This window comes from Stenotrophomonas chelatiphaga (genome assembly GCF_032054965.1).
GTDB classification, from domain to species: Bacteria; Pseudomonadota; Gammaproteobacteria; order Xanthomonadales; family Xanthomonadaceae; genus Stenotrophomonas; species Stenotrophomonas chelatiphaga.
On record NZ_DAMBRS010000008.1, the window covers coordinates 161,589 to 185,860 of the forward strand.

Consider the following 24,272-nt stretch of genomic DNA (forward strand, 5'->3'; position numbering starts at 1 on the left):
GGCGCCTGCGGAAGATGTGCCGGATGCAATCACAGAAGCAGTGTGAGCAGGAGCACGTATGGGCGCACATCCAGGATGACATCGAGGACAATCCGTCCCGACCACGTCACGGCGCTCATGGGTAGCGCCGATCCAGGGTCGGCGAGCGCAGCGGACCGTGGCGCACGCCCGGCACGGCTGCATATGAAAAGGCCGCCTTTCGGCGGCCTTTGCGGTATCAGAGAATGTAGCGGCTCAGGTCGGGATCCTTGACCAGCTCACCCAGGTGCTTGTCCACGTACGCCGTATCGATGGCAATGGTGTCGCCATCGCGATCGGGCGCCTCGTAGCTCAGCGAATCCAGCAGCCGCTCGAGCACCGTGTGCAGGCGGCGGGCGCCGATGTTCTCCTGCCGCTCGTTGACCTGGAATGCGATCTCGGCCAGCCGGTCGATCGCATCCTCACTGAAGGCCACTTTGACGCCTTCGGTAGCCAGCAGCGCTTCGTACTGCTTGGTCAGTGCCGCCTTGGGTTCGGTCAGGATGCGGATGAAATCCTGCTTGCTAAGCGCGGTCAGTTCCACGCGGATCGGGAAGCGGCCCTGCAGCTCCGGGATCAGGTCGCTGGGCTTGGCGAGATGGAACGCACCGGAGGCAATGAACAGGATGTGGTCGGTCTTGACCGTACCGTACTTGGTCGACACGTTGGACCCTTCCACCAACGGCAGCAGATCGCGCTGCACGCCCTCGCGCGACACATCGCCACCGCCCACGTTGTCACCGCGCTTGGCGACCTTGTCGATCTCGTCGATGAACACGATGCCGTGCTGTTCACACGCCTCGATGGCCGCGCTGCGCACGTCGTCCTCATTGACCAGCTTGGCCGCTTCTTCTTCCTGCAGCAGAGGGCGCGCGGCCTTGATGGTCAACGTGCGCTTGTTCGACTTTGCGCCACCGAGGTTGGCGAACATCGACTTCAGCTGCTGCCCCATTTCCTCCATGCCCGGCGGAGTCATGATGTCCATGCTGACGTTGGCTGCGATCTCCAGCTCGATCTCGCGCTCGTCCAGTTCGCCATTGCGCAGCATGCGACGGAACTTGATACGGGTCTCGTTGTCCTGCGAAGACGGCTCGTTGCGTGCGGCTTCCGGGTCGAACCCGATGCCACCGCTGCGACGCGGCAGCAGCGCATCGAGGATGCGGTCTTCGGCGCGTTCTTCGGCCTGCGTGCGCACGCGCACCTTGGCCTGCTCGCGGTACAGCTTGACCGCGGTATCGGCCAGGTCACGGATGATCTGCTCGACGTCCTTGCCGACGTAGCCGACCTCGGTGAAACGCGTGGCTTCCACCTTGACGAACGGCGCATTGGCCAGCGTCGCCAGGCGACGGGCGATCTCGGTCTTGCCGACACCGGTCGGGCCGATCATCAGGATGTTCTTCGGCATCACTTCGTCGCGCAGCTCGGCCGGCAACTGCATGCGGCGCCAGCGGTTGCGCAGCGCGATGGCCACCGCGCGCTTGGCATCGTGCTGGCCGACGATGTGGCGGTCCAGTTCCTGCACGATCTCGCGCGGGGTCATGGAAGCGGAAGTGTTCTCGAAATTCTTGGACATGGGGTGCTCACGAATGAGGATTGCCGACCGGGGCCGGCGCTACCGGAACGCGTGCCGACCGGAACCGGCACGGCGCGGGGCGGAGGTTCAGAGCTCTTCCACCACCACGTTGCGGTTGGTGTAGATGCAGATGTCGCCGGCAATCCCGATCGCCTCGCTGGCGATGCTGCGGGCATCCAGTTCGGTATGCGCCATCAGCGCGCGTGCGGCAGACAAGGCGTAAGAGCCACCGGAGCCGATGGCGATGATGCCGTCCTCCGGTTCGATCACATCACCGGTGCCGCTGATGATCAGCGAGGTCTCGCGGTCGGCGACGGCCAGCAGCGCTTCGAGCTTGCCGAGGCGGCGTTCGGTGCGCCAGTCCTTGGCCAGTTCGACGGCGGCACGCTGCAGCTGGCCGTGCTTTTCAAGCTTGGCCTCGAACAGTTCGAACAAAGTGAACGCATCGGCCGCCGCACCGGCGAAGCCGGCCAGCACCTGGCTGTCACGGCCCAGCCGGCGGACCTTGCGTGCATTGCCCTTCATCACGGTGTGGCCGAGGGTGACCTGGCCGTCGCCGGCGATGGCCACCTTGTCCCCGCGGCGGACGCAGACGATGGTGGTGGCGTGGAAAACAGTAGGGTTCTGGCTGGGGTCCATGTGGCCTCCGGTAAGCTGTGCGAAGGACATGGGGACAGCGCCGGCTGCCATCAAGCCGTCATGGCAGGAAGCCGTTCATCCGACGGTCGCTGTCCTGCCCGCCGCTCCGTCACGACCCGGCGGCTCAGACCGGACTGCCGTCCTCCGGCGATCCAGCGTCGGGCGTACGGCTGGGTTGGCGTTTGGCCCGCGGGTGCGCGGCGTCGTACACCTTGGCCAGGTGCTGGAAATCCAGGTGGGTATAGATCTGGGTGGTCGCGATGTCGGCATGGCCGAGCAGTTCCTGCACGCCGCGCAGGTCACCGGAGGATTCCAGGATGTGGCTGGCGAAGCTGTGCCGCAGCATGTGCGGGTGCACGTGCTTGAACAGGCCCTGGCGTTGCGCCAGCTGTTTGATCCGCACCTGTACCGCGCGCTGGCTGATGGGGCCGTTGCGCCCCGGGAAAACAGGCGCCGCGGGGGCACCGTTGGTTTCCGCACGCCAGGCTTCCAGCGCCTCGCGTGCGGGACGCCCGAACGGTACCCGGCGCTGCCGGTTGCCCTTGCCCAACACGTTGACCAGGCCGCTGGCGAAGTCCAGGTCGCGCCAGGTCAACGCGCACAGTTCGCTCAGGCGCAGGCCGGAGGAATAGAACAGTTCCAGCAGCGCGCGGTCGCGCCTTCCCAGTTCACCGTCGGTGGGCAGTTCGACCAGCCGCACGGCCTCGTCGGCGTCGAGCACCTGCGGCAGGCGCCGTGGTGCACGCGGGGCTTTCAGTCCCAGGGTGGGATCCACCTGCAGGCGACCGTGCTTGAGCTGCCACGCGTAATATCCTCGGCAGGCCGAGAGACGCCGTTGCAGGCTCTTGGCCGACAGTCCGCGGCGATGCTCATCGGCGACGAAGCTGCGCAGGTGTTCCCCGTCCAGCGCATCCACGCTGCGGTCGCGGGCTTCGGCCCAGCGCTGCAGCGCGTCCAGGTCACGCCGGTAGGCATCCAGCGTATGCGCCGACATGCGGCGCTCGACCGCCATGTACTGCAGGAATGCCGGCACCGCATCGTTCATCCCGGCAGTCAGCCGAAGCGCTGCAGCGCAACAGCCAGCGATTCGCCCATCATGCGCAGGAACAGCGTGCCCATGCCCGGGTAGAACCGGTTGGGATCGTGGCTGCCCACGGCGATCAGGCCGACGCCGGGAAGCGGCAACAGCGCCGTGGTCTGGATCTCCTCGGCACGCCCGCCGTACAACACGGCATTCTTCTCCGGCTGCAGGCGGCCGCAGATCGGTTCGCCGTCTTTCAGGCAATCGCGGAACGGGCCCAGCAGCGGGCTGTCCGCAGCCAGCACCTGCAGCCACGGCGCCTGCTCCAGCCCGGCCACCGGCGTGTGCACGACCAGCCGCACCAGGTCGCCATCGAAATCTTCTTCCAGCGTCGCCGCCATCGCCCGCAGCGTATCGGCGGCGCTGTCCTGCTTCATCAGGGCGAGGGTCAGCTGGTGGGTCCGCACGGCGAGGCGCTCGTTGACCTGCGCCGTGTGGGCCAGGTCGGCCAGTCGACGCGACAGCTCGCGGTTCTTGTCGCGCAGCACGTCCAGCTGGTAGCTGGCCAGCGATGCGGTGGGGCCGTCGTCGCGCGGCACCACCAGGGTGAGCGCCAGGTCCGGGAACTGCTTCAGGAAGCCCGGATGCCGCCGCAGCCAGGCCGCAACCTCGTGACCGGCGAGCTTCTCAGTACTGTCACTCATGCATTCCACTCCCCTTCGAACACGAATGCGCTGGGTCCGGACATCACTACCGGCTGGCCTTCACCGGCCCACTGGATGCGCAGTTCGCCACCGGGCAGGCTGATCCGTGCATCCGGACCCAGGCGTCCGCGCTGCATCAGCGAAACCGCCGCCGCACACGCACCACTGCCGCAGGCCAGGGTCTCGCCGACGCCACGTTCGTACACCCGCAGGCGCGCATGGTCAGGTTCCAGCACCTGCGCAAAGCCCACGTTGACCGATTCGGGGAACGAGGCATGCTGCTGCAGCGAGGCGCCCAGGCGCTCCACCGGCGCCGCGTCGACCAGGCCGACTTCGATGACGGCATGCGGGTTGCCCATCGACACCGCACCAAAGCGCACGGTCTCACCCTGCACGGGCAGCAGATACTCATCGCGCGGGTGGGCGAAGCCGATCAGCGGAATCTGCGCGGGCTCGAATACCGGCACGCCCATTTCCACCGAAAAATGATCCTCGCCGAGCGTACGCACCGGATGCGTGGCCAGCGGGCTGTCGATGGCGAAGTCGCTGTCGGTGGTATCGCCGTTGCGGACCAGCCAGGCAGCCACGCAGCGCGCGCCATTGCCACACTGCTGGGAGCTGCTGCCGTCCGAATTCCAGATCCGGTAGGACGCCACCGACATGGGTGAGCGCGGGGATTCGATGGTGATGATCTGGTCGCAGCCCACGCCGGTGTGGCGGTCGGCCAGGCGCGCGGCCAGCTGCGGCGACGGCGGCGGCGTTCCACCGCGCAGGTCGATCATGACGAAATCGTTGCCGGCGCCGTGCATCTTGCTGAAACGCAGCGGGGTTCCGCGGCGGGGCTGACGGTCAGGCTGACGGCCAGCGGCCGTCACTACCGGGCCCTGCCCCGTCGTTGCCGGACGCTGTGTTGCCTCACTCATTGTTGTCGCCGGCGCCATCGTCGATCTGCGGCGTCACCGGGTCCGGCACGGTGCTGGGATTGCCTGCCCCGGTGTCCTGGGTGGCCGGGGGCGTGGCGGTGTCCTGGCTGGCATCATCGGCGGCCGGCACGTCGACCGGCTCGGCGACTTCTTCCACCGGCACCGGCTTCTGCGGCAGTACCAACGGACCCTTGTTGCCACAGGCGCTGAGGAACAGCAGCGCGGACGCTGCCAGCGGAATCAGGATGAGGGTTCGGCGGGAATTGTTCATGCCCCGAGTGTAGCGCCGAGCCCTGCCCTGCGTCGCCCATCGCGCCCGCACGGCGACGGCCGGATTCACGCTTCAGCAGGGGGCAGCGGACGCAGCCACAACCACACGCACACCACCGTCATGCTGCCGATGGAGAACCACTTGACCCAGGCCACCGGCACGCACCAGAGCATGATGCCGGCGCAGACCGCCATGGTCAGCGTGGCCATCCATTTGCCATGGCGACTGACCGCGCCATGGGCCTGCCAGTCGCGGATCGCCGGACCGAACCGCGGGTGGCCCAGCAGCCAGCCGTGCAGCCGTTCGGAACCGCGCGAAGCGGCCCAGGCAGAAATCAGGATGAACACGGTCGTTGGCAGGCCCGGCACGAAGATACCGACGATGCCGGTGCCCAGGCTGGCATAGGCCAGCAGCCACCACGCCCACTTGAAGCGCGCCCGGCGCGCAGGCGCCGGGGCGTCAGGATCAGCAGGACGGTCAGGCGTGTTCATGCCGCAAGGATACCGGTAGTGACGGCCGCTGGCCGTCAAACCAGATAGGCCGCTGGCCGTCACCCATCAGGGACCGTCACCCACCGGTGATCGGCACCCACCGGAGGCGGCATGACGGCCAGCGGCCGTCACTACCGATCGATCAGGGGCCGGACACGCCCAGCTGGTCCAGCACGAACGCATAGGACTCAGCCAGTTCCTGGTAACGCTGGAAGCGCCCGGACTTGCCACCGTGGCCCGCCTCCATGTTGGTGCGGAACACGATCGGGTGGGTACCGGTGTTGTCATCGCGCAGCTTCGCCACCCACTTCGCAGGCTCCCAGTACTGCACCTGCGAATCCCACAGCCCGGTGCCCACGAACAGCGCCGGGTAGGCCTGCCTGGCCACGTTGTCGTACGGCGAGTACTTCAGCATGTAATCGTAGAACGGCTTCTGCTCCGGGTTGCCCCACTCGTCGTACTCGTTGGTGGTCAGCGGGATGGTCGGGTCGAGCATGGTGGTCACCACGTCGACGAACGGTACCTGGGCGACCATCACCCGGTAATCCTGCGGCGCCTGGTTGGCCACCGCGCCCATCAGCAGGCCACCGGCGCTGCCGCCGGAAGCGGCCACGCGGTCCTTGGCTGCCCAGCCCTGCTGCACCAGCCCACGGGTGACATCGATGAAGTCGTTGAAGGTGTTCTGCTTGTTCAGCAGCTTGCCGTCTTCGTACCAGTCGCGCCCCATCTCCTGGCCGCCGCGGATGTGGGCGATGGCATACACCACGCCGCGGTCGAGCAGGCTCACCGCGGTCTGGTTGAAATACGGGTCCATCGACATGCCATAGCTGCCGTACGCGTACTGGAACAGTGCGCCGGTCCCGTCCTTCTTGAAGCCCTTGCGATACACCAGCGACACCGGCACCTTGACCCCGTCGCGCGCGGTGATCCACACCCGGTCGGTTTCGTACTTCGATGCGTCATAGCCGATCACCGGCTGCTGTTTCAGCTGGCGACGCTCGCCGCTCTGCGTGTTGATCTCGAACACCGTGGTCGGGGTGGTCATCGAGGTATACGCATAGCGCAGCCACGGCGTATCGGCTTCGGTGTTGTCGTCCAGGCCCATCGAATACGCGGGCTCATCGGCCTTCACGTAGTCGGTGCGGCCGTCCTTGAACAGCAGGCGGATGCGCTCCAGGCCTTCGGAACGTTCGGCGATGGCGGTGAAGCCGTCGAACAGTTCGAAGCCTTCGATGTACACCGCCGGGTCATGCGCGATCCAGTCCTTCCACTGCGCGCGCGAGGTCGCATCGGTGGGCGCGGTGACCAGCTTGAAGTTCTTCGCCCCGTCGTTGGTGCGGATCACCCAGCGGCCATCGAAGTGGTCCGCATCGTATTCCACTTCGCGGTGGCGCGGCGCCAGCACCGTGAACGTGGTCGGATCGCTGGCCGGCGCATAGCGCTCTTCGGAGGTCACCGTGCTGTGCAGGCCGATGGTGATGAAGCGGTCGTCGCGGGTACGCCCGATGCCCATGTAGAAGCTGTCGTCCTTCTCTTCGTACACCACCACGTCGCTGCTGGCCGGGGTGCCCAGCACGTGCTTCTTCACCCGCACCGTCAGCAGGGTTTCCGGATCGTTTTCCACGTACAGCACGGTGCGGTTGTCATCGGCCCACACCAGGTTGCCGGACGAACCGGTGATGGTGTCCGGCAGCACCTCACCGGTGCGCAGGTCCTTGAAGCGGATCACGTACTGGCGACGGCCCACATCGTCATCGGCCCAGGCCAGCAGCTGGTTGTCCTGGCTGACCTCCATCGTACCCACGCTGAAGTAGCCCTTGCCGGCCGCCATCTGGTTGACGTCCAGCAGGATTTCTTCGGCCGCCTGCATGTCGCCCTTGCGGCGCGCATGGATGGGATAGTCCTGGCCGGTCTCGAAGCGGCTGTAGTACCAGTAACCGCGCTCACGCGCCGGCACGCTGGAATCGTCCTGCTTGATGCGCGCGACGATCTCCTTGTACAGGGTCTCCTGCAGCGGCTTGAGCGGCGCCACGACCTGGTCGGTGTAGGCGTTCTCGGCCTGCAGGTAGGCCAGCATCGCCTTGTCTTCGCGCTTGTCGTCGCGCATCCAGTAGTAGTCGTCGTTGCGGCTGGCACCGAACGGGGCCTTGACCACGTGCGGGCGCTTTTCGGCGTCCGGCGCGACGGGCGGGGGGGCGGCGTGGGTGGTGGTGGTCATCAGGCTCGCAAGCAACAGGCAGAGGGTGGACTTCACGAAGTAAGGCTCCTGGGACGGGATTGCAACGGCTTCCTTGTGCCGCCAGTCTGGGCGCACGCGCCGAAGGGGACAAGCCTGCGGATGGTCATGGTCGCCCGACGTTGCCCGCCAGCGGCCGGCACTGCCGGGATGGCCGGCGTACCATGGGCGGCATGAGCCCCCTGCATGACGACAAGCGACCGGCCTACAGCCGGCGCAGCCACGAGATCGCCCCGTTCCACGTGATGTCCCTGCTGGCCCGCGCGCAGGCGCTGGAACAGGCCGGCCACGATGTGATCCACCTGGAAATCGGCGAACCGGACTTCACCACCGCTGCTCCGGTGGTGCGTGCCGGCCAGGCCGCGCTGGCCGCCGGACATACCCGCTATACCGCCGCGCGCGGCCTGCCTGCGCTGCGCGAGGCGATCGCCGGTTTCTACCGCAGCCATTACCAGCTGGATATCGACCCGCAGCGGATCCTGGTCACCCCTGGCGGGTCCGGCGCGTTGCTGCTGGCCAGCAGCCTGTTGGTGGACCCGGGCAGGCACTGGCTGCTGGCGGACCCGGGTTATCCGTGCAACCGGCATTTCCTGCGCCTGGTGGAAGGCGGCGCACAGCTGGTGCCGGTCGACGCCGGCACCGCCTACCAGCTCACGCCGGACCTGGTGGCCCGGCACTGGAACGAACACAGTGTGGGTGCGCTGCTGGCCTCGCCCGCCAACCCCACCGGCACGGTGTTGTCGGCCGCCGAACTGGCCGGGCTTTCGCAGTCGCTGCACGCGCGGGGCGGCCACATGGTGGTCGATGAGATCTACCACGGCCTGACCTACGGCATGGATGCCGCCAGCGTGCTGCAGGTGGATGACAGCGCCTTCGTGCTGAACAGTTTTTCCAAGTATTTCGGCATGACCGGCTGGCGACTGGGCTGGCTGGTGGCCCCACCCGCTGCGGTGCCGGAACTGGAGAAGCTGGCGCAGAACCTCTACATCAGCGCCTCGAGCATTGCCCAGCACGCCGCGCTGGCGTGTTTCCAGGACGAGGCGATGGCGATCTTCGAACAACGCCGCGAGGCCTTCCGGCAACGCCGCGATTTCCTGCTGCCGGCGCTGCGCGAACTTGGCTTCCGCATCGACGTGGAACCGCAGGGCGCGTTCTACCTGTACGCCGACGTCAGTGCATTCACCGATGATGCGCAGGCCTTCTGCGCGCATTTCCTGGAAACCGAGCACGTGGCCTTCACCCCCGGCCTGGACTTCGGTTTCCATCGGTCCAACCAGCATGTGCGGCTGGCCTATACGCAGGAAATCCCGCGCCTGCAGGAGGCGGTGGAACGGATCGCGCGCGGGCTGCGCACGCTGGTGCGGTAGTGACGGCCGCTGGCCGTCACTCCGAGGATCATGACGGCCAGCGGCCGTCACTACCGCGTCATTTGCCGCCCAGCCGCTCCCACAGGAAGCTGTAGGCCAGCGCGGACATGTGCGCGGCCTGCGCATTGTTGGCCGCACCGCCATGGCCGCCTTCGATGTTCTCGTAGTAGGTCACGTCCTTGCCGGCTTCGATCATCTTCGCTGCCATCTTGCGGGCGTGGCCCGGATGCACGCGGTCATCGCGGGTGGAGGTGGTGAACAGCACCGGCGGGTACTCCTTCTTCGCATCGAACAGGTGATACGGCGAGAAGGTCTTGATGTACTCCCAATCGGCGGTGTCCGGATTGCCGTATTCGGCCATCCACGAGGCACCGGCCAGCAGGTGGCTGTAGCGCTTCATGTCCAGCAGCGGCACCTGGACCACCACCGCGCCGAACAGCTCCGGGTACTGGGTCAGCATGTTGCCGGTCAGCAGGCCACCGTTGCTGCCGCCCTGCACGCCCAGGTGCCTGGCCGAGGTGATCCTGCGGGTGACCAGATCCTGCGCGACGGCGGCCATGTCTTCATAGGCCTTGTGACGATTCTGCTTCAAAGCCGCCTGGTGCCAGCGCGGGCCATATTCGCCACCGCCACGGATGTTGGCGACCACGTACACCCCGCCCTTCTCCAGCCAGGCGCGTCCCATGCCGCCGGAATAGTTCGGGGTCAGCGAGATCTCGAAACCACCGTAGCCATACAGCAGCGTCGGATTGGAACCGTCGAGCTTCATGGCCTTGTCGTGCACCACGAAGTACGGCACGCGGGTGCCGTCCTTGCTGGTGGCGAAGTGCTGTTCGATGACCTTGCCTTCGGCATCGAAGAACGCCGGCATGGTCTTGAGCACTTCCGGCGCCTTGCCGATCTCGGCAATGGCCAGCGTGGTCGGGGTCAGGTAATCGGTGGCGGTCAGCCACACGGCATTGCTGTCGTTGCTGTCCACCGCGCCCACGCCCAGCGTACCGAACGCCGGTGCACCGACGAACTCGCTGGTGGTCCAGCCATTGCGGCCGGGGGTCAGTACGCTGAGGCGGTTCTTGACGTCGTCCAGCACGTTCAGCACGACGTGATCGCGGGTCCACACCGCACCGGCCAACGAGGTGGTATCGGTCGGCGCGAACAGCACGTCGAAGTCACGCTTGCCGGCCAGGAAATCCTCCAGCCTGGCCGCCAGCAGCGAACCGGCGGGGTAGGTCTTGCCGCCCACCGTCCACGGCTCGCGCAGCTCCAGGCTCAGCCACTGCTTGTGCAGGCCCTTTTCAGCGGAGTTCGGCGCGTCGATCCGGGTCAGCTTGCCATCGTCGGCACGCAGGTAGAGTTCGTTGTTGTAGAAGGCCAGCGTGCGGCTGACCAGGTTGCGCTCGAAGCCCGGCGTGTCATCGTGCAGGGCCGCGATGTACATGTCATCCGGCTTGCCTTCGTACACCACCTGCGCCGCGGACAGCGGCGTGCCGCGCTTCCACAGCTTGGCCACCCGCGGGTAGCCGGACGTGGTCATCGCGCCATCGCCGAAATCGGTATAGACGAACACGCTGTCACGATCGATCCAGCCCAGCCCGCCCTTGGATTCGGGACGGAAGAAGCCATCGGTGACCCAGCTGCGGCTGGCCAGGTCGAACTCACGGGTGACATCGGCATCGGCGCCGCCGCGCGACAGCGCGATCAGGCAGCGGGTGTATTCCGGGCGCAGGCACTCCACGCCATGCCACACCCAGTTCTCGCCTTCGGCCTTGTTCAGCGCGTCCAGGTCGAGCACGGTTTCCCACTGCGGCGATGCCTTGCGGTATTCGGCCAGCGTGGTGCGGCGCCACAGGCCACGTTCGTGCTGCTTGTCCTTCCAGAAGTTGTAGTAGTAGTCGCCAATCTTCTCGACGCCGGGAATCTTGGCGTCCGAATCAAGCACTTCGCGGATGCTGGCTTCCATCTGGCTGAAGGCCGGGGTCTGCGCGAGGCGGCCTTCGGACTTGGCGTTCTGCTCCTTCACCCAGGCCAGGGACCTGTCGCCGGTGACGTCTTCAAGCCAGGCGTAGCGGTCGGTCTGTTCAGTTTCAGCGGCCACGGCGGTCCCCACCGAGGCAGCGGTCATCATGCCCGCCAGCAGGCAGGCGGAAGCGAGTCGTGACATTGCGGTTCCAGGCAGTCATAAGCTGCAGAACGCTATCACAGGGCCTGCGCCCTGCCCCCGTGTCGAAGGTCAGGCCGTGCGGACCGTACGCGTGCCCCGCCGCCGCGCCTGCACCCGGCGGCGCGGCCAGCGCGGCAGCGGGAAGCGCAGCAGTGACCACCACGCCACGAGCGGCATGCCCAGCACCCACAGCGGCATCCAGCCGAGCCATGTGCTGCTGCCGCGCGCGGCCGGCCATACCAGCACCATCGCCAATCCCGCCAGCGCCGCATGCCTGACGCAACGCAGCAGACGGGGGTCCGGATGGCTGTCCGGTGAGGGCGTACGGGCAGGATGACGTTGGCGCATGGTGGTCTCCGGGGTTGAAGGGTGATCCAGGTCGCCACCTTGCGCGCGTCGTTTCTCACCAGCTGCGACATCCGTCGGTCAGACACCATTGACGAATCCCTCGCGCGCATTCGACCATGCTTGCGCACGCCCTCCTGGAGCCCGCTTTCCCATGCCGTCGATCCGCCCGTTGTGTGCTGTCCTGCTGACCACCCTGATCGTCGGGCCGGGTTGTGCGATGTTCCGTTCCAGCGCGTCCAGCGCCCCGGAGCCGGTTGCCGTGGCCGAAGCGGGCGAGCTGGGGGCCCCGATCAACCTGCAACGCTTCATGGGCACCTGGTATGTGATCGGCCGCGTGCCCAATTTCATCGAACGTGGCCATGTAGCCAGTGTCAATGAATACACCCTGCGCGAGCCGCAGAAGATCGGCATTACCTATCGCTATCGCGATGGTTTCGGTGAACCGATGCAGGAAATCCAGGCGCGCGCCTCGGTCGACGAAGAAAGCGGCAACCACGACTGGCGCACCTGGTTCTACCGCGTGGTGCCCACCCATTCGCGCGTGCTGGAAGTGGCGCCGGATTATTCATGGGCGCTGGTCGGCTATCCCGGCCGTGAGATGGCGTGGATCTTCGCGCGCAAGCCGGAAATGGACAATGCCCTGTACAAGCAGCTGGCCGAGCGCCTGCGCGACGAGTACGGGGTCAACACCGACAAGCTCAAGCGCGTGCCGCAGCAGCGCAGCCAGGTGGACCGGCTCGGCTATGAAGTGCCGAACCAGCGCTGACTGCACACGCCGGTCCTGTTGGAACACTGCCGGGCGCTGCCCGGCATTCTGTTATCTGCGGCTGTAATGGGCGACCAGGCGGTCGCCCAGCATCTGCAGCAGCTGCACCAGCACCAGCAGCAGCACCACGGTAACCAGCGCCACGTCGGTATGCGAACGCTGGTACCCGTCGCGGAAGGCCAGGTCGCCAAGGCCACCGGAGCCGATCGCACCGCCCATGGCGGTGAAGCCGATCAGGGCCACGGTGGTGACCGTGGCGCCAGCAATCAGGCCGGGACGCGCTTCAGGCAGCAACACCCGGGTGACCAGCTGCCAGGTGGTCGCCCCCATTGCCTGGGTCGCTTCGATCACGCCGCGGTCCACTTCACGCAGCGCGGTTTCCACCAGCCGTGCATAGAACGGCGCCGCGCCGATCACCAGCGGTACGATCGCACCGCGCACACCCAGCGAGGTGCCCATCAGCGCCAACGTGACCGGGATCAATACGATCATCAGGATGATGAAAGGCACCGAGCGCAGCAGGTTCACTACCAGCGCCAGCGCCCCGTAGGCGATCGGCCGGCGCCGCAGCTGCGGCGAACCGAACAGGTACAACAGCACGCCCAGCGGCAGGCCGATGGCCAGCGTCAGCGGCAGCGAACCGGCCAGCATCAGCAGCGTGTCCACGGTGGCCTGGCCGATATCGGCCCACTTGCCGGCGTCCAGGTGGCGGAAGAAGCCGCCATTGCTTGCAAAGATCATCGGCGCAGCTCCTCTACATGCACGCCCGCGGCGGCGAATGCCTGTTGCGCGGCGGCCTGGTCGCCCCCTACCAGCGACACCACCAGCTGCCCGTACGGGGTGTCCTTGATGCGGTCGATGCGGCCGGACAGGATGTTGTAATCCACGCCGGTCTGCCGGGCGACGCTGCCCAGCAGCGGCTGGTAGGTATCAGCGCCGAGGAACGTCAGCCGCACGATGGTGCCGCCGACGGTGTCGAAGTCGCCGTGCAGCGTGCCCTCGTCGATGTGTTCGGACTCGCTGACGAAACGACGCGTGGTCGGATGTTGCGGGTGCAGGAACACGTCGGTGACCGGCCCCATTTCCACCATCTCGCCGGCGTCGAGCACCGCCACGCGGTCGCAGACCCGACGGATCACATCCATTTCGTGGGTGATCAGCACGATGGTCAGGCCCAGTTCGCGGTTGATCTTCGACAGCAGCGCCAGCACCGAAGCGGTGGTCTGCGGATCCAGCGCGCTGGTGGCTTCGTCGCACAGAAGGATCTGCGGCCCGGTGGCCAGCGCGCGGGCAATGCCGACCCGCTGCTTCTGCCCGCCGGACAACTGCGCCGGATACTTGTCCGCGTGGGCCTGCAGGCCAACGGTCCGCAGCAGCTCGGCGACCCGTGCATCGATCTGCGCACGCGGCGTGCCGGCCAGTTCCAGCGGGAAGGCGACGTTGGACGCCACCGTCCGCGAGGACAGCAGGTTGAAGTGCTGGAAAATCATCCCGATGCGCCGACGCAGCGTACGCAGGCCGGCCGTCTCCAGTGCGGTCACGTCTTCGCCCGCGATGAGCAGGCGGCCGCCGCTGGGATCTTCCAGCCGGTTGATCATGCGGATCAGGGTCGACTTGCCCGCGCCGGAATGGCCGATGATGCCGAACACCTCCCCTTCCTGGATGGTCAGGTCGAGCGGCTGCAGCGCGCTGATCGCGCGGCCGGCTACGGCATAGGATTTGTGCAGGCGCTGGAACTCGATCACGGAGCGGCTCACCAGAGGGGGCGACGGGGGGCGTGCAGCCTACCAGCGCGCGCGTCCCTGCGCCCGCGCCAGTCACCACAATGATATTCCGTTTGCTTCTAAGCCGCCGCCGGGCGCGTTGTCAGGGGTGGTCCAGCGGCATCGGCGGCGCCTGCCGGTTGACCCGCTCCCGGTGCAGCAGGTACAGCCCCGATGCCACGATGATCGCCGCCCCGCTCCAGGTCCAGGCATCGGGCAACTGCTGCCAGAACAGCAGGTCCCAGCCGATCACCCACACCAGCCCGGTGTATTCCAATGGCGCGATCATCGACGCTTCGCCCAGCTGGAAGGCACGGGTGAGGGCGATCTGGCCCAGCGCGCCGGCCAACCCCATGCCGGCCACCAGCGGCGCGTCGGCCCACTGCATCGGCACCCAGCCCGGCCAGGCGAGCAGGCCGGCGCCAATGGCCATGATCACCAGGAACCAGACCACCATCGACTGCGAGGTATCGGTCCGGGTCAGCAGGCTCACCGTGATGGCGGCCACCGCATACGCCGTGGCGGCCACCAGCACCATCAGCCCGGGAATGGAGATGAAGCCGTCCACGCCCGGTCGCAGGACCACGATGACCCCCAGCAGGCCGATGCCGATGGCCACCCAGCGCCGTGGCCCGACCCGCTCGCCCAGCAGCGGCACCGACAGCGCCGCGATGATCAGCGGGGCGACGAAATAGATGCTGTAGGCGGTTGAAAGCGGCAGGTCACGCAGCGCGAAGACGAAACAGCCGATCATCACCATGCCCAGCACGCCGCGCAGCAGGTGCAGTCCCCAGCGCCGCGGTATCAAGGAACGCGGCCCGGCACTGGCCAGTACCCATACCAGCACGAACGGCAGCGAGGCCGCACCGCGCAGGAAGGTGACCTGCAAGGACGGGTAGCCAGCGGACAACTGCTTCATGCCCGCATCCATCAGCGAGAAACAGGCGACGGCGGCGACCATCCAGAAGACGGCGCGCGAGGGGGAGGCAGGGGCGTTCATGACCCATTATCGCCCCTGCCCTGCCGACCTTCCAAGGCGGGTTGGGTAGAATGGGGGCACTGAATCCAGGAGTTTCCCCATGCCCTCTTTCGACGTCGTCTCCGAAGTGGACAAGCACGAGCTGGTCAACGCAGTCGACCAGGCCAACCGTGAACTGACCACGCGCTTTGATTTCAAGGGCGTGGCTGCGAAGTTCGAGCTGGAAGACAGCGTGATCTCGCAGTCTGCGCCGAGCGAGTTCCAGCTGCAGCAGATGACCGACATCCTGCGCGCGCGGATGGCGGCCCGTCAGATCGACACCAAGAGTCTGGAATTCGGCGAGGTGGAAACCAACGTCGCCGGCGCCCGGCAGAAGATCACGGTCAAGCAGGGGATCGAGCAGAAGATCGCCAAGAAGATCGCCGCCACGCTGAAGGAAGCCAAGCTGAAAGTGGAAAGCCAGATCAACGGCGACAAGCTGCGGGTAAGCGGCAAGAAGCGCGACGACCTGCAGGACGCCATGGCCCTGCTGCGCAAGAACGACTTCGAACTGCCGCTGCAGTTCGACAACTTCCGCGACTGATGGATCACCCCAACGCCAGCCCGCCGAGCCCGCCATGACCGATTCCGCTGTACCTGCCGAAGGCCCGCCTGCCGACGACCCGATCGCCGCTACCCGCCTGTGGCTGGAGCGTATCGTCATCGGCTTGAACCTGTGCCCCTTCGCCAAGGCGGTGTACGTGAAGGAGCAGGTGCGTTACGTGCTCAGCGATGCGACCACGCCCGAAGCACTGGTGGAGCAACTGGCTGAAGAACTGGTGCTGCTGCGCGACGCGCCCGCCGAGCAGATCGACACGACGCTGATCATCCACCCGGACGTGTTGACCGACTTCCTGGACTACAACGACTTCCTCGACAACGCCGACGCCGCCATCGAGGCACTGGACCTGCAGGGCATCCTGCAGGTGGCCAGCTTCCACCCGCAGTACCAGTTCGAAGGCGTTGCGCCGGACGATGCGAGCAACTACACCAACCGCGCGCCCTACCCGATCCTGCACCTGCTGCGCGAAGACAGCGTGGCCCGCGCGGTGGATGCGTTTCCGGACCCGGATGTGATCGTGGAGCGCAACATCCAGACCCTGGACCGGATCGGCGTGGAAGGATGGTGGCGGCGCCTGCGCGGGCAGGACCTGTCATGAGCATCGTACCCGCGGTTGCGGCGTGGCCCGCCGCGCCCCTGGCGGGCAAGGTGGTGCTGGTGACCGGCGGTGCCAACGGCATCGGCCGCGGCATCGCGCAGGCCGTGCTGGGCGCCGGCGGCCAGGTGATGATCGGCGACCTCGACGTGGCAGCAGGCAAGGCCTGCCTGGCCGAATGGGATCGCCCGGCCGACGCGGCCTTCCGCAAGCTGGACATCACCGCCGAAGCCAGCGTGCGCGGCTTCATCGCAGCGGCCCTGAAGCGCTTCGGCCGCATCGACGGGCTGGTCAACAATGCGGGCATTGCCGATGCGCATGGCACCGCACTGGCCGACATGGATCGGGCGCAGTGGCAGCGCAGGCTTTCGTCCCTGCATGGCGCCTTCCTGTGCAGCAAGCACGCCCTGCCGGCGCTGGGTGCCGACAAGCGCGGTGCAATCCTCAACATTGCTTCGACACGCGCGCAGCAGTCCGAACCACACAGTGAGGCTTACGCCGCCGCCAAAGGCGGGCTGCTCGCCTTCACCCACGCACTGGCGCTCAGCGCTGGCCCGGCGGTGCGCGTGAACAGCATCAGCCCCGGCTGGATCAGCACGGGCGCATGGCAGGCACCGATGCGCCGGCGCACGCCATCGCTGTCGCGTGCCGACCATGCGCAGCACCCGGTGGGCCGGGTCGGCCAGCCGGAAGACATCGGCGCGTTGGCGGTCTACCTGCTGTCGGACATGGCTGGTTTCATCACCGGCCAGGACCACATCGTCGACGGCGGCATGACCCGCAAGATGATCTACGTCGACTGAAAAGCAGGCGCGTCAGCCGGCCATGCCGGAATGCCGCAGCAGCGCATCGATGCTTGGTGCGCGGCCGCGGAAGGCCTGGAAATTCTCCGCAGCACTGCGGCTGCCACCGCGTCCGATGATCTCGTCGCGGAAACGCGCGCCGGTCGCCGCCACCGCGTCCGGCGCCTCCTCGAAGGCGGCATAGGCATCGGCACTGAGTACTTCGGCCCACTTGTAGCTGTAATACCCCGCCGCATAACCGCCGGCGAAGATGTGGCTGAACTGGTGCGGGAAGCGATTCCATTGCGGCGGATGGTTGACCGCCACCTCCGCACGCACGCGATCCAGCAAGCCCAGCACGGTGTCCTGCTGCGGTTCGAACTGGCTGTGGACCAGCATGTCGAACACGCCGAACTCCAGCTGTCGTACCGTGGCCATACCACTGTGGAAATTGCGCGCCGCCAGCATTTTCTCATACAGCGCGCGCGGCAACGGTTCGCCGGTTTCCACATGGGCGGTCATGCCCTGCAGGTGGCTCCATTCCCAGCAGAAGTTCTCCATGAACTGGCTCGGCAACTCCACCGCATCCCATTCCACGCCGTTGATGCCGGCCACGCCCAGTTCGCCGATGCGGGTCAGCAGCTGGTGCAGGCCATGGCCCATTTCGTGGAACAACGTGGTCACTTCGTTGTGGCTGAACGTAGCGGGCGCGCCATCGGCACCGCGGCCGAAGTTGCATACCAGGTAGACCAGCGGCGTCTGCACGCTGCCATCGGCCTGCACGCGGCGGTTGCGGCAATCGTCCATCCAGGCACCGCCGCGCTTGCCTTCACGTGCGTACAGGTCAAGGTAGAACTGGCCGACCAGTGCATCCCGGGCATCCACCAGCCGGAAGAAGCGGACATCGTCGTGCCACACCGGTGCGCTGTCCGGCTGCACCCGCACTCCGTACAACTGCTCGATCACGGCGAACAACCCACCCAGCACCCTGGGTTCGGTGAAATACTGTTTCACTTCCTGTTCGGAATAGCTGTAACGCGCCTGTTTCAGCTTGTCCGCGGCAAAGGCCAGGTCCCAGGCCTGCAGGCTGTCCAGCCCCAGGACGTCGTGGGCGAACTGCTCCAGCTCTGCGCGATCCTTGCTGGCGAAGGGCTTGGCGCGCGCAGCGAGGTCACGCAGGAACGCCAGCACTTCGGCCGGATCCTGCGCCATCTTGGTCGCGATGGAATACTCGGCGTACGAAGCGAACCCCAGCAACTGTGCCAGCTCCGCGCGCAAGGCGAGGATGCGGTCGATGTTGGCGCTGTTGTCCAGCGCCGCCTCACCGAATTCCGAAGCGCGCTGCGCACTGGCGCGGTACAGGGTCTCGCGCAGGCTGCGGTCCTCGGCATAGGTCTGTACCGGCAGGTAGCACGGCATCTGCAGGGTCAGCTTCCAACCCGGCGTGCCCTCCTTTTCAGCGGCAGCGCGCGCGGCAGCGCGGACATCCTGTGGCAGGCCGGCCAGGCGCGTTTCATCGTCGATCAGCAACGACCACGCATCGGTGGCGTCCAGCACGTTCTGCGAGAACCGGGCCGCCAGTGCGGAAAGCTCGGCCTTGATCGCCGTGAAGCGCGCTTTGTCGGCGCCATCCAGCTGCGCGCCACCCAGGCGGAAATCCCTCAGGGTGTTGTCCAGCACCTTGCGCCTTGGCGCATCCAGGCCGGCCGCCTCCACCGAGGAGGCCAGCGCCTGGTATTGCTGGAACAGCGCGAGGTTCTGGCCCAGTGCGCTGCCGAAGTTGGTGACCCGTGGCAGGTTCTGGTTGTAGGCCTCGCGCAGCGCCGGGGTGTTCATCACCGCCTGCAGGTGGCCGACCTGGCCCCACGCCCGCCACAGGCGCTCGGTGGCATCGTCCAGCGGCACCACGAACGATTCCCACGTCACCGGCTGCACCTGTTCGGCGGCGGCGACGGCGGCTTCCGCGTCGGCCAGCAGCACGTCCAGCGCCGGTCCGATGTGTTCAGGCCGGATCTCGGAAAAACGCGGCAGGCCGGAAAAATCAAGCAACGGGTTGGTGGCGGTCATGGGAACTCCAGTAGCGGGTGCCACGCAGCGTGGCATGGTGCTGGATATGGCGCCGCGCCGTTGCGATGGCAAGGGGGATCAGATCGTTTCCAGGCTGCTGGTCGGCAGGCTGGGCAACGCGCCACCGGCCAATACCGCCGCCAGCGCCGCATCCGCAGCGGCCACGTCGATCCCCATCCGTTCATACCAGGAAGGATCGTAATAGCTGTGCGCGTAGCGCTCGCCGCTGTCACACAGGATGGTGACGATGCTGCCGCCGCGCCCTGCCGCACGCATCCACTGCGCGGCCTGCAGCACGCCGATGAAATTGGTGCCGGTGGAGCCGCCGACGCGCCGCCCCAGGCGGCGGCTGACCTGGCGCATGGCGGCCAGCGCCAGGGCATCGGGCACCTTCACCATGGCATCCACGCTGGTCGGGATGAAGCTGGGTTCCACCCGCGGACGGCCGATGCCTTCCACCCGCGACCCGCCTTCACAGGTCAGGTGGCGCCACGGCTCACCGGCCAGCGCGGCACGGTAACCGTCATAGAACACGGAGACTTCCGGGTCCGCGCAGAGGATGCGCGTGTCATGCCGGCGGTAGCTGACGTAGCGCCCCAGCGTGGCCGCCGTACCGCCGGTGCCCGGGCTGCAGACGATCCATTCCGGAATGGGATGCGGCTCTTCGGCCATCTGCTTGAAGATGGATTCGGCGATGTTGTTGTTGGCGCGCCAGTCGGTGGCCCGCTCGGCGAAGGTGAACTGGTCCATGAAGTGGCCGCCGGTCTCGCGTGCCAGCTGTTCGGAGGCGGCATTCAGGCCGCAGGCACTCTGCACAAGGTGGCAGCGGCCGCCATGGAATTCGATCGCGGCGATTTTTTCCGGCGAGGTGCTGGCCGGCATCACCGCGATGAACGGCAGGCCGAGCAGGCGCGCGAAATACGCTTCGGAGACCGCGGTCGAGCCACTGGAGGCCTCGATCACCGGGCGTCCAGCGCGCAGCCAGCCGTTGGCCAGCGCGTACAGGAACAGCGAGCGCGCCAGGCGATGCTTCAGGCTGCCGGTGGGATGGCTGGACTCGTCCTTGAAATACACCTCGATGCCGTCGAACCCGGGCAGGTCCATCGGAATCAGGTGGGTATCGGCCGAACGGTTGAAATCGGCCTCGATCTTGCGGATGGCGGCAGCCACCCATTCACGCTGCGACATGGCGGAATCGTTGTCCGTGGTGGAACGGTGCGGTGCACGCATTCTACGCCGGACCGTCGTCATCCGCCGGTCGGTAGAATGGGCGTTTACGCCGTTTCCCGCCCGACCCGATAGGAGCCCCCCATGTCCCTTGCCGACCTGCACACCGTCCCCGGCGTCGCCGCCCAGCCGCCGGCCGAGACCGCCGGCTTCGTCTTCAACCACACCATGCTGCGGGTGAAGGACGCGGCCGCGTCGCTGGACTTCTACACCCGCGTGCTGGGCTACCGGCTGATCGACAAGCGCGACTTCGCCGAAGCCCAGTTCAGCCTGTACTTCCTGGCGCTGCTGCCGGCCGGCACGGTCGTGCCTGGATCCGATGCCGAGCGCCGCCTGTGGATGGCCGGCATCCCGGGCGTGCTGGAACTGACCCACAACCATGGCACCGAAGCGCAGGACGGCCCGGTGTACCACGACGGCAACAGCGACCCGCGCGGCTTCGGCCACATCTGCGTGTCGGTGCCGGACATCCAGTCCGCCTGCAAGCGCTTCGATGACCTGCAGGTGCCCTACCAGAAGCGCCTGGAAGACGGCCGCATGAAGCACCTGGCATTCATCAAGGACCCGGACGGCTACTGGGTCGAGATCATTTCCAACGCCTGACCCCCCAAAAAGGGGACGGAGGACATTAAGTCGTTTCTGGCACAATCGGGCCGCAAGCGACTTAATGTCCTCCGTCCCCTTTTCTGGAGCGTGCGCATGGAAACCAACGAGCTGCACCGCGGGCGATTGATCGACCACATCCAGCTGATCGTGCGGGATCTTGCCGCCAGCCGGCGCTTCTACCAGGCGGTGTTCGACACGATCGGCATCCCGATCGCCGGCGAAGGCGACACGTACTTCTGGGCCGACGAGCTGTTCATTTCCAGCGCGGACAGCGAGGCCGCCGCCGGCACGCTGACCGGCCGCCACCACCTCGCCTTCCAGTCACGCAGCCGCGCCACCGTGGATGCGTTCCACAGCGCCGCGCTGGCCGCAGGCGGCAAGGACAACGGCGCGCCCGGCGAACGCCCCTACCACCCGGGGTACTACGCCGCGTTCGTGCTCGACCCGGATGGCAACAACATCGAAGTGGTGTACCACGGCGAGGCCACCTACAGTGCCGGGTCGCTGAGGGTCACGTTCTGACGTCCGCGATGCGCTGAAACGAGGAAGCCGGGCACTGCCCGGCTTCCGATGTCGCGATGTGCCGACGGCTCAGTGCGCGGCCAGGTAGATGTCCTGCAGCACGGCCTTTTCCAGCTCCAGCTCACCCAGCAGGTTCTTGACGATATCGCCCAGGCTGAGGATGCCGACCAGCGTCGCGCCTTCGGTCACCATCAGGTGGCGGCGTCGCGAATAGGTCATCAGGGACATCGCCTGCTTCAGCGTCGCCTCCGGCGCGATGCCGTCCAGGCCCGTCGAGGGCACGCTGGAAATCACCCGGCGGCCGGCCTGCGGACCGTCGTCGGCGAGGCTGCGGACGATGTCCTTTTCGGAAATGATGCCGACCGGGGCACCGTCCTTCATCACCACCAGGGCGGCGATCTTGTTCGCGCTCATCTTGTGCGCGGCAGCACCGATCGTGTCTTCCACGTCGATGGTGATGACAGCTTCTTTCTTGGATTGCAGCAGCTCGCGGACGTTCATTCTTGTTTCCTGTTGCAGGTCACTCATTCGAAAAATGTGCTCTGCCGATGCGCCCCCTCCCCGGGAACAGACCTTCCAGCGCACGTCTGGTAAAGCGCGGACGGGGCAGGTCAAACTGCTTGACCCCGCCCCGGCAGGCTCGATTCCATCACCGCGACCATCGCTCACTACCCGCATCGACGGCACAGCACATCGTGGAACCAGCCAACGATCCAGAGAATGGCACTGGCGCAGAAACCGCTGCTGAACGCAGACCACGCGGCGCGCTCAAGATGCGTCGCCCACTGCCGAGATGCGGACAGAACGCCGGGGTTGTGTCCCAGTTGCAGCGCCGACGCCTGTGATGACGCGTTCGGAGCGCATGCTTCGTCTTTACACCCGTGACATGCAGCGTCCTGCCACCGCGTGGTGGTTTCCGCCTGCACCGCACCCCATGGTTAGGGCAGTGCACGGCGCCCCGCGCCGCGCTCCCCTCCTCCCTGGATGTCCCCATGTCCCACCTGTTTTCCCCGTTCCAGCTGAAAGGCGTCACCCTGCGCAACCGCATCGCGGTGCCGCCGATGTGCCAGTACAGCGCCGTAGATGGCGTGCCCAACGCGTGGCACCTGGCGCACTACACCGGACTGGCCCGCGGCGGTGCCGGGCTGGTCATCGTGGAGGCCACCGGTGTTTCAGCGGAAGGCCGCATCACCCCCGGCTGCCTTGGCCTGTGGAACCAGGCGCAGGCTGACGCACTTGCCCCGATCGCCGCCGCCATCGCCGAGACCGGCGCCGTACCGGGCATCCAGATCGGACACGCCGGGCGCAAGGCCAGTGCCAACCTGCCGTGGGAAGGCGATGACCATATCGCCGAAGACGATGCGCGTGGCTGGCCGACCCTGGCACCGTCGGCCATCGCCTTCGGTGGCGGTCTGTCCAAGCTGCCGCAGGAGATGACCATCGAGGACATCAAGCGCGTGCAGGCCGACTTCGTTGCAGCCGCCGAACGCGCGCGTGATGCCGGCTTCAAATGGCTGGAACTGCATTTCGCGCATGGCTACCTGGCGCAGAGCTTCTTCTCTGCCTACAGCAACCAGCGCGATGACGCCTACGGTGGCAGCTTCGACAACCGCGCCCGCTTCCTGCTGGAAACGGTTGCCGCAGTACGCGCGGTGTGGCCGGCCGAGCTGCCGCTGACCGCGCGCATGGGCGTGATTGAATACGACGGGCGCGACGAAGAAACTCTGTCCGAATCCATCGAGCTGGTCCGCCAGATGCGCGAACGGGGGCTGGACCTGCTCAACGTCAGCATCAACTTTGTCATTCCCACCGGCGTGGTGCCGTGGGGCACGCCGTCCTTCCTGGCACCGATTGCCCAGCGCGTGCGCAGCCAGGCCGGGATCCCCGTGGCGGTGGGCTGGTGCGTGGATGGCGCTGAAGCCGCCGAAACCATCGTGCAGGAGCAGCAGAGCGACCTGGTGATGATCGGCCGCGCGCACCTGGCCAACCCGCATTACCCATACCAGCTGGCGCAGGAACTGGGGGTCGACAACCCGGCCTGGGCCACCCTGCCCGCGCCGTACGCGCACTGGCTGGCGCGCTATCGCGGACCGGGCCGCGCTTCGGCGCAGTAAGGAGGAGGCTTGACGTCAACGTCAACGTCAACGTCAACGTCAAAAGCTGCACGCCGCTTGTTGGCGGGGCGGGGTGGCTGTGCAGGACACGCCGTGAATCCGTCCATGGAGGCTCGCTTTTCGCATCCATGCGAAAAGACGGTCCTGCACAGCCACCCCGCCCCACCTTCGACAGGTCCATGGTGGCCATGGACACGGCGGGGGTTGGAGGGGTGGGGCTTTTGCTTTTTTATCTTCATTGCGCGGGTGGCGGCCACGGAACCTGTCAGGGGTCGGGCGGTGGGGCTGGGCGGGGGCGTTGAGCGCCATGGATGGCGCGAAACGAGGCCCGCAGGAGCGGCTCTTGCCGTCCCCCGACCAGCCCCACCGCCCGACCCAGCCCCAGCCCCAGCTCCCAGCCCCAAAGCCACTCGCGAGGACCCGCCCCTTTTTTCCGGGGGGGGTTACTCGACCGTTACGCTCTTGGCCAGGTTGCGCGGCTTGTCCACGTCGGTGCCG

General features: G+C 66.7%; 24 protein-coding genes. 8 read left to right on the plus strand and 16 right to left on the minus strand.

What is annotated here, in order from left to right:
* Positions 1-217: 217 nt before the first annotated feature.
* The 8 genes from hslU to RTX79_RS11980 all read right to left on the minus strand — a co-directional run bounded on the left by hslU (position 218) and on the right by RTX79_RS11980 (position 7,894).
* The gene (gene hslU / locus RTX79_RS11945) at positions 218-1,591 is read right to left on the minus strand and encodes an ATP-dependent protease ATPase subunit HslU (protein WP_312683930.1); all 1,374 of its coding nucleotides are present in this window, start codon (positions 1,589-1,591) and stop codon (positions 218-220) included.
* 87 nt (positions 1,592-1,678) lie between these two features.
* Complete coding sequence (gene hslV / locus RTX79_RS11950; protein ID WP_057508894.1) at positions 1,679-2,230, minus strand: ATP-dependent protease subunit HslV; 552 nt, start codon at positions 2,228-2,230, stop codon at positions 1,679-1,681.
* A gap of 124 nt (positions 2,231-2,354) precedes the next feature.
* Positions 2,355-3,275 carry a tyrosine recombinase XerC gene (gene xerC, locus RTX79_RS11955; protein ID WP_312683931.1) on the minus strand — a complete coding sequence of 307 codons (921 nt, stop codon included), beginning with the start codon at positions 3,273-3,275 and terminating at the stop codon, positions 2,355-2,357.
* 8 nt (positions 3,276-3,283) lie between these two features.
* Positions 3,284-3,955, minus strand: a complete 672-nt coding sequence (locus tag RTX79_RS11960; RefSeq protein WP_309683405.1) for a DUF484 family protein — start codon at positions 3,953-3,955, stop codon at positions 3,284-3,286.
* Entirely contained in the window at positions 3,952-4,764 is an 813-nt protein-coding gene (gene dapF / locus RTX79_RS11965; protein WP_312683959.1) for a diaminopimelate epimerase, read from the minus strand. Before dapF ends, RTX79_RS11960 begins: the two co-directional genes overlap by 4 nt.
* 106 nt (positions 4,765-4,870) lie before the next feature.
* A complete protein-coding gene (gene lptM, locus RTX79_RS11970; RefSeq protein WP_312683933.1) occupies positions 4,871-5,149 on the minus strand; it encodes an LPS translocon maturation chaperone LptM in 279 nt (92 codons plus the stop codon).
* Positions 5,150-5,214: 65 nt separating this feature from the next.
* Complete coding sequence (locus RTX79_RS11975) at positions 5,215-5,640, minus strand: YbaN family protein (protein ID WP_057508889.1); 426 nt, start codon at positions 5,638-5,640, stop codon at positions 5,215-5,217.
* Positions 5,641-5,782: 142 nt separating this feature from the next.
* On the minus strand, positions 5,783-7,894 hold the full coding sequence (locus RTX79_RS11980) for a S9 family peptidase (protein ID WP_312683935.1): 2,112 nt from the start codon (positions 7,892-7,894) through the stop codon (positions 5,783-5,785).
* A 155-nt stretch (positions 7,895-8,049) separates the two neighbouring features.
* Between RTX79_RS11980 and RTX79_RS11985 the strand changes: the two genes are divergently transcribed.
* Positions 8,050-9,243, plus strand: coding sequence for a pyridoxal phosphate-dependent aminotransferase (locus RTX79_RS11985; RefSeq protein ID WP_309683398.1), 1,194 nt, complete (start codon positions 8,050-8,052; stop codon positions 9,241-9,243).
* 58 nt (positions 9,244-9,301) lie between these two features.
* Here the strand turns inward: RTX79_RS11985 and RTX79_RS11990 are convergent, their stop codons facing one another.
* The gene (locus tag RTX79_RS11990) at positions 9,302-11,404 is read right to left on the minus strand and encodes a prolyl oligopeptidase family serine peptidase (protein ID WP_312683937.1); all 2,103 of its coding nucleotides are present in this window, start codon (positions 11,402-11,404) and stop codon (positions 9,302-9,304) included.
* Between the two features lie 69 nt (positions 11,405-11,473).
* On the minus strand, positions 11,474-11,752 hold the full coding sequence (locus RTX79_RS11995) for a hypothetical protein (RefSeq protein WP_312683938.1): 279 nt from the start codon (positions 11,750-11,752) through the stop codon (positions 11,474-11,476).
* Positions 11,753-11,969: 217 nt separating this feature from the next.
* Between RTX79_RS11995 and RTX79_RS12000 the strand changes: the two genes are divergently transcribed.
* Positions 11,970-12,518, plus strand: coding sequence for a lipocalin family protein (locus tag RTX79_RS12000; protein ID WP_428696000.1), 549 nt, complete (start codon positions 11,970-11,972; stop codon positions 12,516-12,518).
* A 51-nt stretch (positions 12,519-12,569) separates the two neighbouring features.
* Here the strand turns inward: RTX79_RS12000 and RTX79_RS12005 are convergent, their stop codons facing one another.
* From RTX79_RS12005 to RTX79_RS12015, 3 genes are all read right to left on the minus strand, one after another.
* Complete coding sequence (locus tag RTX79_RS12005; RefSeq protein WP_057508884.1) at positions 12,570-13,259, minus strand: methionine ABC transporter permease; 690 nt, start codon at positions 13,257-13,259, stop codon at positions 12,570-12,572.
* Complete coding sequence (locus RTX79_RS12010) at positions 13,256-14,263, minus strand: methionine ABC transporter ATP-binding protein (RefSeq protein WP_312683940.1); 1,008 nt, start codon at positions 14,261-14,263, stop codon at positions 13,256-13,258. Before RTX79_RS12010 ends, RTX79_RS12005 begins: the two co-directional genes overlap by 4 nt.
* Positions 14,264-14,384: 121 nt before the next feature.
* A complete protein-coding gene (locus tag RTX79_RS12015; RefSeq protein WP_057508882.1) occupies positions 14,385-15,281 on the minus strand; it encodes a DMT family transporter in 897 nt (298 codons plus the stop codon).
* 79 nt (positions 15,282-15,360) lie between these two features.
* On the opposite strand from RTX79_RS12015, the gene RTX79_RS12020 reads away from it, so the two are divergent.
* Genes RTX79_RS12020 through RTX79_RS12030 form a run of 3 tightly spaced genes read left to right on the plus strand, consistent with a single transcriptional unit; the run spans position 15,361 to position 17,259 of the window.
* Complete coding sequence (locus tag RTX79_RS12020) at positions 15,361-15,843, plus strand: YajQ family cyclic di-GMP-binding protein (protein ID WP_057508881.1); 483 nt, start codon at positions 15,361-15,363, stop codon at positions 15,841-15,843.
* A gap of 34 nt (positions 15,844-15,877) precedes the next feature.
* A complete protein-coding gene (locus RTX79_RS12025) occupies positions 15,878-16,459 on the plus strand; it encodes a DUF1415 domain-containing protein (RefSeq protein WP_312683941.1) in 582 nt (193 codons plus the stop codon).
* Positions 16,456-17,259 (plus strand): SDR family oxidoreductase, encoded by an 804-nt coding sequence (locus RTX79_RS12030; protein ID WP_312683943.1) that lies wholly within the window; start codon positions 16,456-16,458, stop codon positions 17,257-17,259. Before RTX79_RS12025 ends, RTX79_RS12030 begins: the two co-directional genes overlap by 4 nt.
* 12 nt (positions 17,260-17,271) lie before the next feature.
* Here the strand turns inward: RTX79_RS12030 and RTX79_RS12035 are convergent, their stop codons facing one another.
* Both RTX79_RS12035 and RTX79_RS12040 read right to left on the minus strand, forming a co-directional pair.
* The gene (locus tag RTX79_RS12035) at positions 17,272-19,305 is read right to left on the minus strand and encodes a M3 family metallopeptidase (RefSeq protein WP_312683945.1); all 2,034 of its coding nucleotides are present in this window, start codon (positions 19,303-19,305) and stop codon (positions 17,272-17,274) included.
* 78 nt (positions 19,306-19,383) lie between these two features.
* Positions 19,384-20,493: a PLP-dependent cysteine synthase family protein gene (locus tag RTX79_RS12040; RefSeq protein ID WP_057508906.1), complete on the minus strand. Its 1,110-nt coding sequence runs from the start codon at positions 20,491-20,493 to the stop codon at positions 19,384-19,386.
* A 123-nt stretch (positions 20,494-20,616) separates the two neighbouring features.
* Here RTX79_RS12040 and gloA point away from each other — a divergent pair, with 123 nt between their 5' ends.
* Together gloA and RTX79_RS12050 are read left to right on the plus strand one after the other, a co-directional pair.
* Positions 20,617-21,135: a lactoylglutathione lyase gene (gene gloA / locus RTX79_RS12045; RefSeq protein ID WP_312683946.1), complete on the plus strand. Its 519-nt coding sequence runs from the start codon at positions 20,617-20,619 to the stop codon at positions 21,133-21,135.
* A gap of 96 nt (positions 21,136-21,231) precedes the next feature.
* Positions 21,232-21,660, plus strand: a complete 429-nt coding sequence (locus tag RTX79_RS12050) for a VOC family protein (RefSeq protein ID WP_312683949.1) — start codon at positions 21,232-21,234, stop codon at positions 21,658-21,660.
* Between the two features lie 69 nt (positions 21,661-21,729).
* Here the strand turns inward: RTX79_RS12050 and RTX79_RS12055 are convergent, their stop codons facing one another.
* Positions 21,730-22,161 (minus strand): CBS domain-containing protein, encoded by a 432-nt coding sequence (locus RTX79_RS12055; RefSeq protein WP_057508875.1) that lies wholly within the window; start codon positions 22,159-22,161, stop codon positions 21,730-21,732.
* A gap of 491 nt (positions 22,162-22,652) precedes the next feature.
* Between RTX79_RS12055 and RTX79_RS12060 the strand changes: the two genes are divergently transcribed.
* Positions 22,653-23,774, plus strand: coding sequence for an NADH:flavin oxidoreductase/NADH oxidase (locus tag RTX79_RS12060; RefSeq protein ID WP_312683950.1), 1,122 nt, complete (start codon positions 22,653-22,655; stop codon positions 23,772-23,774).
* Positions 23,775-24,272 lie beyond the last annotated feature (498 nt).